The 15,088-nt window shown below is 63.6% G+C and carries 15 protein-coding genes; 9 read left to right on the plus strand and 6 right to left on the minus strand.

Features of this window, described 5'->3' with window-relative positions:
* Positions 1–3: 3 nt before the first annotated feature.
* The 3 genes from M0639_RS11030 to M0639_RS11040 all read right to left on the minus strand — a co-directional run bounded on the left by M0639_RS11030 (position 4) and on the right by M0639_RS11040 (position 4,476).
* Positions 4–1,638 (minus strand): acyl-CoA synthetase, encoded by a 1,635-nt coding sequence (locus M0639_RS11030; protein WP_003942348.1) that lies wholly within the window; start codon positions 1,636–1,638, stop codon positions 4–6.
* Between the two features lie 156 nt (positions 1,639–1,794).
* A complete protein-coding gene (locus M0639_RS11035) occupies positions 1,795–3,000 on the minus strand; it encodes an acyl-CoA dehydrogenase family protein (RefSeq protein WP_003942363.1) in 1,206 nt (401 codons plus the stop codon).
* A gap of 27 nt (positions 3,001–3,027) precedes the next feature.
* Positions 3,028–4,476, minus strand: coding sequence for an acyl-CoA dehydrogenase family protein (locus tag M0639_RS11040; protein ID WP_050655137.1), 1,449 nt, complete (start codon positions 4,474–4,476; stop codon positions 3,028–3,030).
* Positions 4,477–4,579: 103 nt separating this feature from the next.
* Here M0639_RS11040 and M0639_RS11045 point away from each other — a divergent pair, with 103 nt between their 5' ends.
* Positions 4,580–5,725 (plus strand): sensor histidine kinase, encoded by a 1,146-nt coding sequence (locus M0639_RS11045; protein ID WP_231915155.1) that lies wholly within the window; start codon positions 4,580–4,582, stop codon positions 5,723–5,725.
* Complete coding sequence (locus M0639_RS11050) at positions 5,722–6,360, plus strand: response regulator (RefSeq protein WP_047271656.1); 639 nt, start codon at positions 5,722–5,724, stop codon at positions 6,358–6,360. Before M0639_RS11045 ends, M0639_RS11050 begins: the two co-directional genes overlap by 4 nt.
* On the opposite strand, the gene M0639_RS11055 is transcribed toward M0639_RS11050, so the two are convergent.
* The 3 genes from M0639_RS11055 to M0639_RS11065 all read right to left on the minus strand — a co-directional run bounded on the left by M0639_RS11055 (position 6,354) and on the right by M0639_RS11065 (position 9,325).
* A complete protein-coding gene (locus tag M0639_RS11055) occupies positions 6,354–7,892 on the minus strand; it encodes a multicopper oxidase family protein (protein WP_064075175.1) in 1,539 nt (512 codons plus the stop codon). The genes M0639_RS11050 and M0639_RS11055 overlap by 7 nt on opposite strands.
* A gap of 136 nt (positions 7,893–8,028) precedes the next feature.
* On the minus strand, positions 8,029–8,811 hold the full coding sequence (hisN, locus tag M0639_RS11060; protein ID WP_064075176.1) for a histidinol-phosphatase: 783 nt from the start codon (positions 8,809–8,811) through the stop codon (positions 8,029–8,031).
* Between the two features lie 19 nt (positions 8,812–8,830).
* Positions 8,831–9,325, minus strand: a complete 495-nt coding sequence (locus M0639_RS11065) for a beta-class carbonic anhydrase (protein WP_007731285.1) — start codon at positions 9,323–9,325, stop codon at positions 8,831–8,833.
* A gap of 109 nt (positions 9,326–9,434) precedes the next feature.
* On the opposite strand from M0639_RS11065, the gene prfB reads away from it, so the two are divergent.
* The 7 genes from prfB (at position 9,435) to M0639_RS11100 (ending at position 15,085) form a co-directional block, all read left to right on the plus strand.
* Complete coding sequence (gene prfB, locus M0639_RS11070; RefSeq protein ID WP_003942364.1) at positions 9,435–10,541, plus strand: peptide chain release factor 2; 1,107 nt, start codon at positions 9,435–9,437, stop codon at positions 10,539–10,541.
* A 22-nt stretch (positions 10,542–10,563) separates the two neighbouring features.
* The gene (locus M0639_RS11075; RefSeq protein WP_003942304.1) at positions 10,564–11,448 is read left to right on the plus strand and encodes a mechanosensitive ion channel family protein; all 885 of its coding nucleotides are present in this window, start codon (positions 10,564–10,566) and stop codon (positions 11,446–11,448) included.
* Entirely contained in the window at positions 11,445–11,930 is a 486-nt protein-coding gene (locus M0639_RS11080) for an Rv3103c transmembrane domain-containing protein (RefSeq protein WP_082893268.1), read from the plus strand. The genes M0639_RS11075 and M0639_RS11080 overlap by 4 nt, the downstream gene beginning before the upstream one ends.
* A 71-nt stretch (positions 11,931–12,001) precedes the next feature.
* Positions 12,002–12,682: a cell division ATP-binding protein FtsE gene (ftsE, locus tag M0639_RS11085; RefSeq protein ID WP_020969258.1), complete on the plus strand. Its 681-nt coding sequence runs from the start codon at positions 12,002–12,004 to the stop codon at positions 12,680–12,682.
* Positions 12,683–12,763: 81 nt separating this feature from the next.
* A complete protein-coding gene (ftsX, locus tag M0639_RS11090; protein ID WP_003942367.1) occupies positions 12,764–13,669 on the plus strand; it encodes a permease-like cell division protein FtsX in 906 nt (301 codons plus the stop codon).
* A gap of 76 nt (positions 13,670–13,745) precedes the next feature.
* Positions 13,746–14,219: an SsrA-binding protein SmpB gene (smpB, locus tag M0639_RS11095; RefSeq protein WP_003942330.1), complete on the plus strand. Its 474-nt coding sequence runs from the start codon at positions 13,746–13,748 to the stop codon at positions 14,217–14,219.
* Entirely contained in the window at positions 14,216–15,085 is an 870-nt protein-coding gene (locus M0639_RS11100; protein ID WP_486970042.1) for an EamA family transporter, read from the plus strand. The genes smpB and M0639_RS11100 overlap by 4 nt, the downstream gene beginning before the upstream one ends.
* Positions 15,086–15,088 lie beyond the last annotated feature (3 nt).

The raw sequence follows: 15,088 nt of genomic DNA on the forward strand, positions 1-15,088 counted from the left end.
TGCTCAGTCTTCGCTGATCTCCATCTCGATCAGGACGCGGCGCAACAGCTTTCCGGTGGCGTTGCGGGGAAGTTCGTCGATGAAGACGATCTCGCGGGGAACCTTGTAGCGCGCGAGATTCGACCGGACGTGATCCTTCAGCTCGTCGGAGTTCTGGTCGGCGCCGTGGGCGACGACGACAAAAGCTCGCAGGCGGTGCCCGAAGTCGGCGTCCTCGACTCCGATGACTGCCGCTTCCAAGACGTCCTCTCGATCGGCGAGCAGGTTCTCGACTTCGAGCGGGTAGACGTTCTCGCCACCGGAGACGATCATGTCGTCGTCGCGGCCGTCGACGAAGAGGAGGCCGTTGGCGTCGAAGTGTCCGACGTCGCCGGTCGAGAGAAGTCCGTCGATACGTTCCTTGTCGCGCCCGTCGGTGTATCCCTCGAAGCTCAGCCCGCTGGCGACGAATATCCTGCCGATCGTGTGTGGGGTGGTGATCTTCTTGTTGTTCTCGTCGAACAGTTCGACGTGACAGGTCACCGGAGCGCGGCCCGCGGTTCCCGGCGCAATGGTCAGATCCTCGGGAGTCGCGACCGTGGCCACTGCGACCTCGGTGGATCCGTACAGGTTGTAGAGGACGTACCCGAACGAGGCCGTGACTCGCTTGCACAGGTCGGGTGAGAGTGACGAACCTGCCGAGAAGATGATCTTCAGGTTCGACGTGTCGTACTTGGACAGCACGTCGGGACCGAGGTCGATGATGCGAGTGAGCATCGTCGGGACCACGACCAGGCTGTCGCACTTGTACTGGGCGACAAGCTTGATCGTGTTCTCCGGATCGAACTTTCGATGCATGACGACGGTCTGGCCGAGCGCCAACGCGAGAGCGAACTGCGAGACACCGGTTCCGTGGAAGGCGGGGGCCGCCATCATCATGGTCTGTCCGCGGCGCAACGGCACGCGGTCGAGGAACTGCGCCGACGCGAGAGGGGAGGTGTGGCCACGCGGCGCACCCTTGGGAGTTCCCGTTGTGCCGCTGGTGAGGAGGACGAAGCCACCGTTCTTCTCGGGTGCCGGCACCGACGACGTGGTGCGTCCGGCGATGGCCTCGTCGAGAGTAGCTGCCGTGGAACCGTCAGCGGCCGTGCCCTCTGGCCAGGAACGATAGACGACGACGTCGTCCGGCAAGGCATCGGCGATGTCCGCGAACTCGTCGTCGTAGACGAAGGCGACCACCTTCTCCCGCGCGGCGACGTCCACGAGTTGGGGCCGAGCGAAGCCCGTGTTCATGAGAACGAGCTTCGTTCCGTTCTTCGCTGCCGCCAGCATGGTCAGGACCAAGCCTCGATGGTTACGGCACATCGCACCCATGACGGAGTCGGAGGTGATGCCGTCGGCCTGCCACGCCCGGACCAACGCGTTGCTCTGACGCTCGAGCTCGGCATAGGTGATGGGGCCGCGCTCGTCGATGATCGCCACCGCGTCGTAGCCGTTCTCGGCGTGTGCATGGACCGGCCCGGCAAAGGGTCCGTACTTGTCCACGGCTGCAATGGATTTGAGTCCGCGATCGAGGCGAGGGAACGGAACGAGTCCGGCTCGGAACATGACCCCCGCCGCGCCGATGGTGTCAGTGACCTTGGTGACCAATCCGGGCATACGTGAACCTCTTCCGAGCGTCGTTGTAGGACTGATTACACACTAATGCGCAATCAGGTTTCGGTGGTGAAGTTTCACGATGGCGACCGAGCACTCCGCCCCGCCACCTCGAAAGGTGGCGGGGCGGAGTGTTTCGGGATCTGGTCCGTGCGACCGTCACTTCAGTTCGGCGGACGACTTTCCGAGCAGGCGGCGTGCGACGATCAGCTGCTGGATCTGCTGGGTGCCCTCGAAGATGTCGAGAATCTTCGAGTCGCGGCCCCACTTCTCGAGCAACGGGCGCTGCGAGTAGCCGTAAGTGCCGGCCAACTCGACTGCCTTGAGCGTCACGTCGGTGCCGGTGCGGCCGGCCTTCGCCTTGGACATGGACGCTTCGAGCGAGTTCGGCTTCTTGTTGTCGGCCATCCACGCCGCGCGCAGAGACAGCAGGTACGCGGCCTCCCAGTCGGCTTCCAAACGGATGAACTCGGCTGCAGCTGCATGCTGGTTGTAGACCGGTGTGTCGTAGGAGATCTCGACACCGGCTTCGGTCAGGATGCCGCGCAGTTCTTCGAGAGCTGCGCGTCCGACGCCGACGGCCATGGCTGCAACGAGGGGCCGGGTGTTGTCGAACGTCTGCATGACGCCGGCAAAGCCCTGCTCCACGTTGACCTCCGGGCTGCCGAGGATGTTGTCCGCGGGAATGCGGCAATCCTGGAGCAGGAGTACTGCGGTGTCGGAGGCCTTGATGCCCAGCTTGTGCTCGAGGCGAGCAACGCTCAGGCCCGGTGCGTCACGCGGAACGACGAACGACTTGATGGCCGCTCGGCCCTTCGACTTGTCGACCGACGCCCACACGACGATGTGCGTCGAACGCTCACCGGCGGTGACGAAGATCTTCTCGCCGTTGAGAACCCACTCGTCGCCGTCGAGAACGGCGGTGGTGGTCACGGCGGCGGAGTCGGAACCGAAGCTCGGTTCGGTGATGGCCATCGAGGCCCACACCTTGCCGAAACGTTCGAGCTGTTCGTCGGTTGACACTGCGGCGATCGCGGCGTTGCCGAGCCCCTGGTAGGGGATCGAGAGCATGAGTCCGACGTCGCCCCAAGACGTTTCGAGCGAGTTGAGGAGCGCAGACATGTTGCCGCCGTTGGCGTTGCCACCCTTGGCGCTCGCGTCGGACCGTCCGCCGCTGGCACCGCCGATGTCTCCACCGGAATCGGAGAGGCCTTCGACCATGGCGGCCATGGTGTCGAGCTCGACGGGATACTCGTGCTCAGCGAGATCGTACTTACGTGAAATGGGTCGGAAGATCTGCGCCGCGACCTGATGTGCCTGGTTCGCTGATGCTTTGAGCTTCTTGGGAAGTTCGAGGTTGATCATCGTGGTTCTCCTGGAAGTTCAGCGGCGTCAGATGAGGACGATGCCCTCGGCAACGCCGATGGCACGGAGGTCGCGGTACCAGCGCTCGACCGGGTGCTCCTTGGTGAACCCGTGTCCACCGAGGAGTTGCACACCGTCGAGGCCGATCTGCATGCCCTTCTCGGAAGCCAGCTTCCGGGCCAGAGCGGATTCGCGAGCAAAGGACAAGCCCTGCTCGGCGCGTGAAGCGCCCCGAAGCGTGACCAGACGCAGTCCGTCGAGTTCGATGCCGATGTTGGCGACCATGAAGGCAACCGCCTGGCGGTGGCTGATCGGCTCGCCGAACGCTTCGCGCTCGTTGACGTACGGAATCACGTAGTCGAGAACTGCCTGGCTGGTTCCGACGGCCATGGACGCCCAACCGAGGCGAGCCAGGCGAATCGCGTCGGCGTATTCGGCCTTGCGCTGCTCGGCGTCACCGTCGCCGAGCAGTGCGGACTCCGGCACAGCGACATCGGTGAGGATCAGGCGACCCAGGCCTGCGGCGCGCAGTCCCATGCTGGGATCTGCTTCGACGACGAGTCCCTTGGTGTCGGATTCGACGATGAAGAAGGACGGCTTGCCGTCGAGTTCTGCGGCGATGACGAAGAGTTCGGACGTAGCGGCGGCGGGCACCAAGCTCTTGACGCCGTTGAGCTTGTAGCCGCTGGGGGAGCGCACTGCCTTGGTCTGCAGGGCAAACGGATCGAACAGTGCGCGTGGTTCGTTGACCACCACTGCTGCGCCGGGGACCTGCTCGCCGGTGAAGGCCGGAAGGTAGGTCTTCTGCTGCGCGTCGGTGCCCCACTGCGTCAGTGCGACTGCCACACCGCTCGGTGCGAGGATCGGAAGTGCAAGTCCCATGTCTCCGTGCGCAAGTGCCTCGGCAACAAGAGAATTGGTGACTGCGCCGCGATCGGCGGCTGCTCCGTCGAGTTCTTCGGGAACGTTGATCAGCGTGATACCGAGCTCGGCTGCGCGCTTGGAGAGATCGGCGGGTGCCTGCGCTGCGCCGTCGGCGTCGTGCGCTGCGGGACGCAGGATCTCGGCCGCGAACTCGCGCACGGTCTCGACGATCATCTTCTGGTCGTCGTCGGGGGTCAGATCGAAGTAGTCGGCGTTCTTGCTCGGGTTGTCGGGCAGGCGCTTGGGTGCGCCGTTGCCAGAGACCTTCTGGAATCCTCGAGTGGCGGCACCCAGGGTTTTGAAGCCCGTCTTGGTGCCCTCGTAGGTCACGCGATCGATGGTCTGACGCAGATTGAACTTCTCGGCCAGTTCCGAACCGGTGATCTTGGTAAGCACACGCATGGCTGCGCCCATGGCGTCGCGTTTGATCGGGTTCAGGCCGACGGCGGACGTGTCGCGGGGCGCACCCTTGGCGCCGCCGCGCTGCGCGCCCGATTCGCTGCGCTGAGCGCTCTTGTCGGGGGCAACACTGTCTTGCTTGGTCATGATCACCAGCTGTTTCTCGGTGTTGGGGCGTTGGACGATCCTTATCTTACTCATCAGTAAGGTCTGTTGTCGAGAAACCGCGAAATGATGCGCGTCATAGGCTCGAGGGGTGAACCGGACAGAGGTGCCAGATCGGATACAGCGGTACGTGCGCTACACGCCGTTGGTGGTGGTCCCGTGCCTGTTGATCGCCAGCACGTATCCAGGGGAGTATCGAGTTCCCCTCACCTACTGGATTCTGTCGATGCTGTCGGCGCTCGCCTTCGCCGTCGGCCGTCGATGGCCGGTCTTCGCGTCCCTGGTCATCTCGGCGCTCGCCGTTCCGATGTTGGTCGCCGACGCCTGGGGGCTGTCCGAGCTTGTTCCGTATCTCGGGGCGGTCGCCGTCGTCGACGTCACGATGCGGGCCGAGCGTAGAGAAATGGTTGCCGTATCGGCAGCAGGATGGTGCGGTTCGGTGCTCGCGGGTATCTGGTTCGAATCTCACGAAGCGTTCTGGTCTGTCACGACGGCTGTGAAAGTGCTTGCGTACGTGGGGTTGCCACTGCTGCTCGGGCTGTATCTACGCTCGCAGCGTGAATTGGCCGCGAACAATCTTGCGCAGACCCGCGCTGCGGAGCGCAGTGCGCTCGCCCGCGAACTGCACGACCTGGTTGCGCACCACATGGCATCGATCGTCCTGAGAATCGGCGTGGCTCAACATGTCTTGGCGCCCCAGGACGAGGCCGTGCGTGAGGTCCTCGCGGATGTGCGTGGGACTGCGTCCGATGCGCTGGCCGATATCCGTCGCCTCCTGGTCGCACTTCGTGATCCTTCGCTCGGTGAGGTCGCTCTGGTCGAGCCGGATGCCGTCGAGGCGGAAATCGAGGCGGCGATAGATCGTGTGCGTGCGGCGGGTTTCGAGGTGGAAGCAGTCTTCGATGCCCAGGAGAATGTCGAGTCAGGCGCAGCCGATCTCGACGCGATCGGGAGGCTGACGTTGTTGCGGGTGATTCAGGAATCACTGACCAACGTCATGAAGCATGGCGACAAGAAGGGGCTGGTATCGGTCTCGGTCGGTCGCGAAGACAGCCGGTTGCATGTCAGGGTTGTCAACGACGTCGAGGGATCGCCTCGGAGTGCAGGTCATGGCCTGGTGGGAATGCAGGAGCGTGCGGAGTTGGTCGGCGGCGAGATGACCGCCGGCACCAACAGTGACGGGAAATGGGAAGTGCACGTGAGTATTCCGCTCGTTGTCTCGGGCGATGTCTCGTGATCAGCGTGCTGATCGTCGACGACCAGCGACTTGTGCGCGCCGGTTTGCGGATGCTGTGCGCGGCAGCCGAGGACATGACCGTGGCCGGTGAGGCGTCGAACGGCGTCGAGGCGGTAGCGCTCGCTGCAGAATTGGATCCCGACGTGATTCTGATGGACTTGAGAATGCCCGGACTGGACGGGATCGGCGCCACGCAGCAGATCGTCAAGGCCGGTCGTCGAGCGCGCATCCTCGTGCTGACCACCTTCGACGACGACGATCATCTGTATCCCGCACTCGCCGCGGGGGCTTCGGGATTCTTCGTCAAGGACACCGAACCCGCCGAGTTGCTCGGTGCCATTCGGCGGATCGCCGAGGGCGAGATGGTGTTCACTCCGGAACTTCTCCGCCGCGTTGTGGATCGAGCGGTGATCGGTGGTATCGCAGACACTGCTGCGACGGAGAAGGTTCCGTTGACCGATCGCGAATCGCAGGTCCTCGCGCTGGTGGCAGAAGGGAAGAGCAATCAGGAGATCGCGGACACGCTGCATCTCGGTGTCACCACGGTGAAGACGCACGTGGCGAACCTGATGTCGAAGACCGGTTGCGACAATCGGGTTCGCCTCGCCGTGTACCACTTGCAGAACTTTCAGTGACCGGAGTGCGAACCAGACGAAGGCATCGGCATGTCCATCGGCATGTCCATCTGCATCGGAGCCGCCTTCTGTCCCGGTTCGAGGACGAGGAATTGGCCCATCATCCCTTGGTCCTCGTGCATCAGCAGGTGGCAGTGGAACATGTACGGGAAGGTGGGATCGGTGTACTCGGACCACTGCAGTGCGACGCGAACCCTGCTGCCCGGCGGTGTGTAGACGGTGTCCTTGAGTCCGCGCAAGTGCGGCGGGGGAGTGCGACCGTCGACGTCGAGGATCTGGAACTGGACGTCGTGGACATGGAAATTGTGTGGCCAGTTGTCCTTGTTGGTGATCGTCCACACCTCGGTCGCGCCGACCTCGGCCTCGAAGTCGATGCGGTTCATGTCCATTCGTTGCCCGTTGATCATGTACCACTGCAGATCGAAGGTTCGGGAAACGCTTGCCTTCGACGGATCCAGACGCGGCAGTACGGCCAACTGCGCCGGGAGAGTCGACCGTGACGCGCGGCTGGCAACGCCCCGCAGTTCGAGGATGTCGAAGCGGTCGTTCATGCCGAAGTTCTCGGCGTCGGAGGAACTCACGCCACCGCCGTCCTCGATCGGGAACGACACCAGTGTGGTCGTCGCACCGGGGTCGACGCGAACCACGATCTCGGCTCGTTCGCCGGGGCTGAGCTGAATCCGCTTGATCGCAATAGGTGATTCGAGCAGTCCGCCGTCGGTGGCAATCAGATCGAACGTGCGGTCGTCGGGGAACCCCAGGTTGTAGAGACGGCCGGAAGAGCCGTTCAGAATGCGTAACCGGACGACCCCGGTGGTGACGTCGAGGTAGGCGTCGGAGATGCCGTTGGTGACGATCGTGTCGCCGAGCAGGCCTATGTCGGTCGGATCCGATTCGTCGAAGCTGCCGTCGGCGAGGAATCGACGATCCTGGATGATCAGCGGAACATCGTCGACACCATAGGTTTTGGGGATGTCCAACGCCCGCGTGTCGGCGTCGTCGATCAGGAACAGTCCGGCGAGACCGCGCTGCACGTGCCGTTCGGTGGATCCGTGCGGGTGTGGGTGATACCAGAGCGTCGACGCCGACTGGCCGATCGTCCACGCCGGTTCCCAGCGTCCGCCGGCTTCGATGGTCTGGTGCGGGCCGCCGTCGTATCGGGCGGGCAGATGCATGCCGTGCCAATGGACGGTCGTGGGCTCTGCCAGTGTGTTGTCGATCGTGAATGCGACAGATTCTCCGCGTTCGGCGCGGACGGTCGGCCCCAGAATGGATCCGTTGAAACCCCAAGTGTCGGTGAGTTTTCCCGCGACGATCTCGGTGGTCCCGGCACCGGCACGAAGTGTGAAGTGGCGAACACCGGCGTCGTCGACGGTGGATTCGGCAAGCGGCGGAATCGGTAGCGGACGCGAAGTTCCGGCCACCGCCAACGTGGCGCTCTTCGCTGCCGGGTCGGCGCCGCAGCCCACCGCGAGCCCGAGGGGCGCTGCGGCCAGACCGAACAGAATCGTGCGCCTGGAAATCCGGTTCATCGTTCTCCTGGAAGTAGTGCGTGATCAACTACTTCCAGTCAACGGGCCGAGATGTCGTGCCGAATCCTGCCGGCGGGCCTGTCGGAACTCCTCCCTCGGACCCTTGCGGCGGGTGGGATGTTCTGGTACTCGGGTGTTACCGCAGGCGGGCCAGAACGTCTTCGTGCAGCAGTCCGTTGGTGGCGACCGCGCTGCCGCCGTGCGGACCTGCGCCGCCGTCCAGATCGGTGAACGCGCCGCCGGCCTCACGCACCAATACGTCGAGCGCTGCCAGATCCCACAGGGAAACCTCGGGTTCGGCAGCAATGTCGACGGCGCCTTCGGCCACGAGGCAGTAGGAGAAGAAGTCCCCGTAACCGCGCACGCGCCAGACGTCGTCGGTGAGTTCGACGAACTGATCGCGAATTCCGCGGTCCTTCCACCCCGAGAGGCTCGAGAAGCTCAGGCTCGCTGACTCGCTGCGATCGACGGCGGATACCTGGATCGCCCGCGCATCACTGTCCCCGAAGGAAGTATGTGCACCCAAACCTGTTGCAGCCCACCATCGCCGATTCAGTGCAGGTGCGCTCACGACGCCGATGACCGGGACGCCGTCCTCGAGCAAGCTGATCAGCGTGGCCCACACCGGTACGTTGCGGACGAAGTTCTTGGTCCCGTCGATGGGGTCGACCACCCACTGTCTGCCCTCGAAGACTGCGTCGCCGCCGAATTCCTCGCCGAGTACGGAATCCGCAGGACGATGCTCACCGAGCGTCGCGCGCACTGCTCGCTCGACAGCCAGATCGGCGTCGGAGACGGGGGTGAGGTCCGGCTTGTCGTCCACTCGAAGGTCGAGGGCGCCGAAGCGGGCGCGAGTGATCGCGTCAGCCTCGTCGGCGATACGGAGGGCGAGTGCGAGGTCGGATGCGCGATCGGTCACGGGTACACAACCTACCGGCTCAATCGGGGAGGACCTCGTTCAGCTTTCCGGTTGCGACGTCGAAGACGAATCCGCGTAGGGAGGTCGTCGCGGTGACGAACGGACTGTTCTCGATGCGCTTCAACGACTGACGGACGTCCTCGTCGATGTCGGGAAACGATTCGGCAGCCCAATTTGGTTTGATGCCGATCTCGTCCTGGATGGATCGCTTGAAGTCGTCGTCGGTGAACGTCAGCATTCCGCAGTCGGTGTGGTGGATGAGGATGATCTCGGTAGTTCCCAGCAGACGCTGGCTGATGGCCAGGGATCGGATCTCGTCGTCGGTGACGACTCCACCCGCATTGCGGATGACGTGCGATTCACCTTCCTTGATTCCGAGCACCCGATAGACGTCGATGCGGGCGTCCATGCAGGCGAGTACGGCGACGTGTTTGCTGGGTGGGAGGGGGAGCGGTCCGGTGAACTGCTCGGCGTAGGCGGCGTTGTTCTGCAGGTATTCGTCGGTGACAGTCATCGTTCCAGTAGGTTCCCTCGGAGCGAGGTTGGCAAGGCTTCCAGCCCCGGTGATCCCAATACGTGACGGGCGGCAGGGCCGAGGTCGGCACCCGGTAGCCTTGAGAACCGTGCATCCCGACGTAATTGCAGACCTGAACGCCCTCGACACCACCCTTCGCACCTGCGAATCGGTTGTGGACGTCGAGGAGCTGCGCCGACGCATCGACGAGCTCGAGCACCAGGCAGCCGACCCGGGTCTGTGGAACGACCAGGAACACGCCCAGCAGGTCACCAGCCAGCTCTCCCACGCGCAGGCCGAGCTACGCCGGATCGTGGCACTACGCGAGCGACTCGACGAGATGCCGATCCTCTACGAACTGGCCGAAGACGAAGGCCCCGACGCGGTGGCAGACGCCGACGCCGAGCGCGCGAGCCTGCGAGACGACATCGCGGCGATGGAAGTCAAGACCATGCTCTCGGGCGAGTACGACGAGCGCGACGCGCTCATCAACATCCGCTCCGGTGCCGGCGGTATCGACGCTGCAGACTGGGCCGAGATGCTCATGCGTATGTACATCCGCTGGGCGGAGAAGCACGACTACGGCGTCGAGGTCTACGACACGTCGTACGCCGAAGAAGCCGGACTCAAGAGCGCGACGTTCGCGATCAAAGGCCCGTACACGTACGGCACGTTGTCCGTCGAGATGGGCACCCACCGGCTCGTTCGCATCAGCCCCTTCGACAACCAGGGGCGTCGTCAGACGTCGTTCGCCGAGGTCGAGGTACTGCCGGTCGTCGAGACGACCGACCACATCGAGATCAACGAGAACGACATCCGCGTCGACGTCTACCGCTCGTCCGGTCCCGGCGGCCAGTCGGTCAACACGACGGACTCCGCCGTTCGACTCACGCACATCCCGACGGGAATCGTCGTCACCTGTCAGAACGAGAAGTCGCAGCTCCAGAACAAGGTGTCGGCGATGCGCGTCCTGCAGGCCAAGCTGCTCGCGGTCAAGCGTCAGGAAGAGCGCGCCGAGATGGATGCGCTCAAGGGCGACAGCGGCAGCTCGTGGGGCAACCAGATGCGCTCCTATGTTCTGCATCCGTACCAGATGGTCAAGGACCTGCGTACCGAGTACGAGGTCAACAACCCGTCGGCAGTGCTCGACGGCGACATCGACGGGTTCCTCGAGGCCGGCATCCGCTGGCGCATGAGCGAGAACCAGTCCGCATAGCGTTCGGATACCGAAAGGCACGATGACTTTACTTCGACCTGGGCAGAACCTGCTCGATTGGCTTCAAACCACCGGTTTGTCCGTCCTCATGACCGTGCTCGGGGCGATGATTCTCGCCCGGTTGGTCAGTTGGGGAGGCAACAAGGTCACCGACCAGATCGACTCCAACTATCAGTTGGGCGATGCGCTGGTTCGTTCCGAGGCGACCAAGCATCGTCACTCGGTCGCGCAGGTCATCACCTGGGTGGTCATCACGTTCATCTACGTGATCGCGACGCTGAAGGTTCTCGACCAACTGAACCTGCCGATCGGAAGTCTCGTCGCGCCGGCGACCGTTCTCGGTGCGGCGCTCGGTTTCGGTGCACAGCGCGTCGTGCAGGACATTCTTGCCGGTTTCTTCATCATCACCGAACGTCAGTACGGCTTCGGTGACACCGTGCGACTTGCGATCACCGGCTCCTCCGACGACGCCGAAGGTGTGATCGAGGACGTGACCCTGCGCGTGACGCGGATGCGAAACTCCGACGGCGAGGTCATCACCGTTCCAAACGGCCAGATCGTGAAAGCGACCAACCTGTCCAAGGATTGGGCACGCGCCGTCATCGACGTTCCGGTTCCGGCGACCGCCGATCTCACCCGGGTCAACGAGGTGCTTCGCCAGGTCGGAGTCGACGCGATGGCCGACCGCGGACTCAAGAAACTGCTGCTCGACGAGCCCACGGTCATGGGCGTCGAAAGCCTGGAGGTCGATCAGGTCAACGTGCGGATGGTCGCGCGCACACTCCCTGGAAAACAGTTCCAGGTCGGACGCGCTCTTCGCGTCCGCGTCGCCGCAGCACTGCGACGTCAGGGGATCACGGTGTCACCGGATCTGCACACAGTACGGACCGAGGAGGCGAGCGAATGACCGATCAGGAACCGCGCCGCGGACTCGACCGACTGTTTCACCTGGACTGGCTTCCGTCCCGGATTTTCGGCGGCCGGATGCGAACCTCTACCTTCATTCTCATCGTGGCGTGGATATTGACGTATCTGTTGCATACGTATCTCAATCCTGAGGACCCGACCGCAGTGACACCACCGCCCAGCGTGGACACGTCGCAGACCGAGCCTTACGTCGCGCCCTCGGTCAAACCGTCGACGACGACCCCCGTGCCGTCCTCGACCGAGCCGACGACTACGTCCGAGACCCAGTCTCCGGAATCGAGCACGGGCAGCTCAGGTTCTCCGACGCCGACTTCGGGTCCCGCGCCTGCGCCGGGCAACGCCGAACAGTCCGCGACCACGGTGCCGACCACTCCGGCGACGACGACCGTTCCCCAACCTGGCGCGGCGATGCAGGCACCGACGTCTGTGCCGCAGTCACCCGCGACCACCGGTGCCGGATAAGGACGAGGGTGCTCGCGCGTGGCGCCAAGGTCACCGTTAGATAACGGCTAGACTGGCTAGTTGTGATCAGCATGAAGAATGTGTCGAAGTCCTACAAGGCCTCCACCAGGCCGGCGCTCGACAAGGTCAGTGTGGAGGTGGAGAAGGGGGAGTTCGTCTTCCTCATCGGCCCCTCCGGCTCCGGCAAGTCGACGTTCATGCGGTTGCTGCTCAAGATGGAGTCGCCCACGTCCGGCGACATCGAGGTCGCGGATTTCCACGTCAACAAGTTGGCGGCCCGCCGCGTGCCGAAGCTTCGCCAGAGCATGGGCTGTGTGTTCCAGGACTTCCGCTTGCTTCAGCAGAAGACGGTCTCCGAGAACGTGGCCTTTGCGTTGGAAGTCATCGGCAAGCCCCGCAACGTCATCGCGCGCACTGTGCCCGAGGTTCTCGACATGGTCGGTCTGGCCGGCAAAGCCGATCGACTGCCCACCGAACTTTCCGGCGGTGAGCAGCAGCGCGTCGCCATCGCCCGCGCATTCGTGAACCGCCCTCTCGTGCTGCTCGCCGACGAGCCCACCGGCAACCTGGACCCCGAAACGAGCCAGGACATCATGCTGCTGCTCGAGCGGATCAACCGCACCGGCACCACCGTCGTGATGGCGACCCACGATCACCACATCGTCGACTCCATGCGTCGACGCGTCATCGAACTCGATCTCGGCAAGGTGACCAGAGACGAAGCGCGGGGTGTGTACGGCGTCGGCAGGTAGCGCCGACTACGACCACACGTCCCGTACGCCCACCGGTTGTCGTGAAACAACCGGCCTCTCGAAAAGGAATCGGATTCCCCGATGCGCGCCAGCTTTATTTTCAGCGAAGTCCTGACCGGCCTACGCCGCAACATCACGATGACCATCGCCATGATCTTGACGACGGCGATCTCCCTCGGACTCTTCGGCGGTGGTCTGCTGGTCGTGCAGATGGCAGGCAAGACCCAGCAGATCTTCCTCGAACGAGTCGAGGTGCAGATCTTCCTGACCGACGACATCTCTTCGGCCGATCCCGGTTGCGAGCAGGAGATCTGCAGTTCGTTGCGCAAGGAACTCGAGCAGACTCCGTCCGTCGTCGCGGTTCAGTACCTCAACCGCGAAGACGCCGTGAAGGACGCCACCGAGCGCGTGTTCAAGGACCAGCCCGAACTGGCAGCGCTGGTGAGCCCCGACAGCTTCCCGGCGTCGTTCAAGGTCAAGCTCAGTGACCCGGAGCGGTTCGGCGTCATCAACGACACCTTCGGTTCGAGGCCCGGCGTCGAGAGTGTGCTCAATCAGCGCGAGTTGGTGGACCGACTGTTCAGCGTGCTCGGTGGAGTGCGCAACGCAGCGTTCGCGATCGCGATCGTCCAGGCGATAGCGGCCATCCTGCTCATCGCCAACATGGTCCAGATCGCCGCGTTCACGCGTCGTACCGAGGTCAACATCATGCGGTTGGTCGGCGCGACGCGTTGGTACACCCAGCTTCCGTTCCTCCTCGAAGCCGTCGTGGCGGCCTTGATCGGTGCGGTGCTCGCCATTGCCGGACTGTTCACGGCGAAGAACGTCTTCATCGACGGGGTCCTGTCCGACGTCTACGAAGCAAACATCGTGGCGCGGATATCCAACAGTGACGTGCTGTTCGTCTCGCCGATCCTCGTACTTGCCGGTGTCGGAATGGCCGCGGTGACGGCGTACGTGACGCTGCGTCTGTACGTCCGCGAATAATCGGTTTGCACGAGCTTCTATGCTGGAACAGCAAGAACCATTCGACAGCAAGACAGCGGACTGAGAGGCCCGGACAGTGAAGGAAAAGGGCCGCAAGGTCATTGCGACCAATCGCAAAGCACGCCACAACTACACGATCATCGACACCTACGAGGCCGGAATCGCGCTCGTCGGGACCGAGGTCAAGAGTCTGCGTGAAGGCAAGGCGTCGCTCGTTGATGCGTTCGCCACCGTGGACAACGGCGAAGTGTGGTTGCGCTCGTTGCACATTCCGGAGTACACGCAAGGCACGTGGAACAACCATTCGCCACGTCGTACCCGAAAGCTCCTGCTGCACAAGCGTGAGATCGAGCACCTCGTCGGCAAGACCCGCGAGGGAAACCAGACGCTGGTCCCGCTGTCGATGTACTTCAACGACGGCAAGGTCAAGGTCGAACTCGCACTGGCAAAGGGTAAGCAGGACTACGACAAGCGCCAGGACATGGCCAAGCGCACCGCCGAGCGCGAGGTGACCCGCGAGCTCGGTCGTCGTATCAAGGGCATGCGCTGACCTCCATCCTGCTTGCCCTCGTGGCGGCAGTTGCCTACGGAGTCAGCGACTTCGTCGGGGGAGTTGCGTCACGACGAGTTGCCGCACTGCGTGTGGTGATCGTCTCGTATCCACTCTCGCTCGTCATCGTTCTGATCGCAGCACCTTTCGTATCCGGGACGCTGACGCCGAACGGTCTGATCTGGGGTGCGATCGCGGGCGTCACGAGTGGTCTGGCGGTCTGGTGGTTCTATCTCGCGCTGGCAACCGGCCCCATGTCGGTGGTCTCGCCGCTGACAGCTGTTCTGGTGGCGGGCATTCCGGTGCTCGTCGGCTTCGCTTTCGGTGAGCGGCCGGGGTTGATCGCGTACCTGGGTATTGCCGTCGCGCTGGTCGCCGTCGTCCTGGTCAGCCGCGAGTCGCCTGACGACACCGCGGGTGAGGTTGCCGGCGGAATCGCCCTCCGCTTCACCAGACAAGTGGCTCTTCTGACCGTCGGAAGCGGTGGCGCATTTGCACTCTCGTTCATCGCACTTCACCAGATCGGCGAGGGCAGCGGGCTGTGGGCGTTGGCCGTATCTCGAGGTGCCGCGACCGTCGTGGTGTGGTTGGTCGCGCTGGCGGCCGGTCACTTCGTTCTCCCACGAGGCGAGCCACTCAAGCTCGCGGTGTACGTCAGCGTCCTCGACGTCGTCGCGAACGGGACGATGATCTACGCCTTCCAAGGCGGAATGCTCTCACTGGTCAGCGTGATCGGTTCGCTGTATCCGGCTGCGACGGTTCTGCTCGCCATGGTGATGCTGGGCGAGCGGGTAAGCCGCGTGCAACAAGCGGGAATGCTGTTGGCGCTGGCGGCAGTCGGCATGATTGCCGTCGCGGGCGCCTAGATT

It is taken from the genome of Rhodococcus qingshengii JCM 15477 (assembly GCF_023221595.1).
GTDB classification, from domain to species: Bacteria; Actinomycetota; Actinomycetes; order Mycobacteriales; family Mycobacteriaceae; genus Rhodococcus_F; species Rhodococcus_F qingshengii.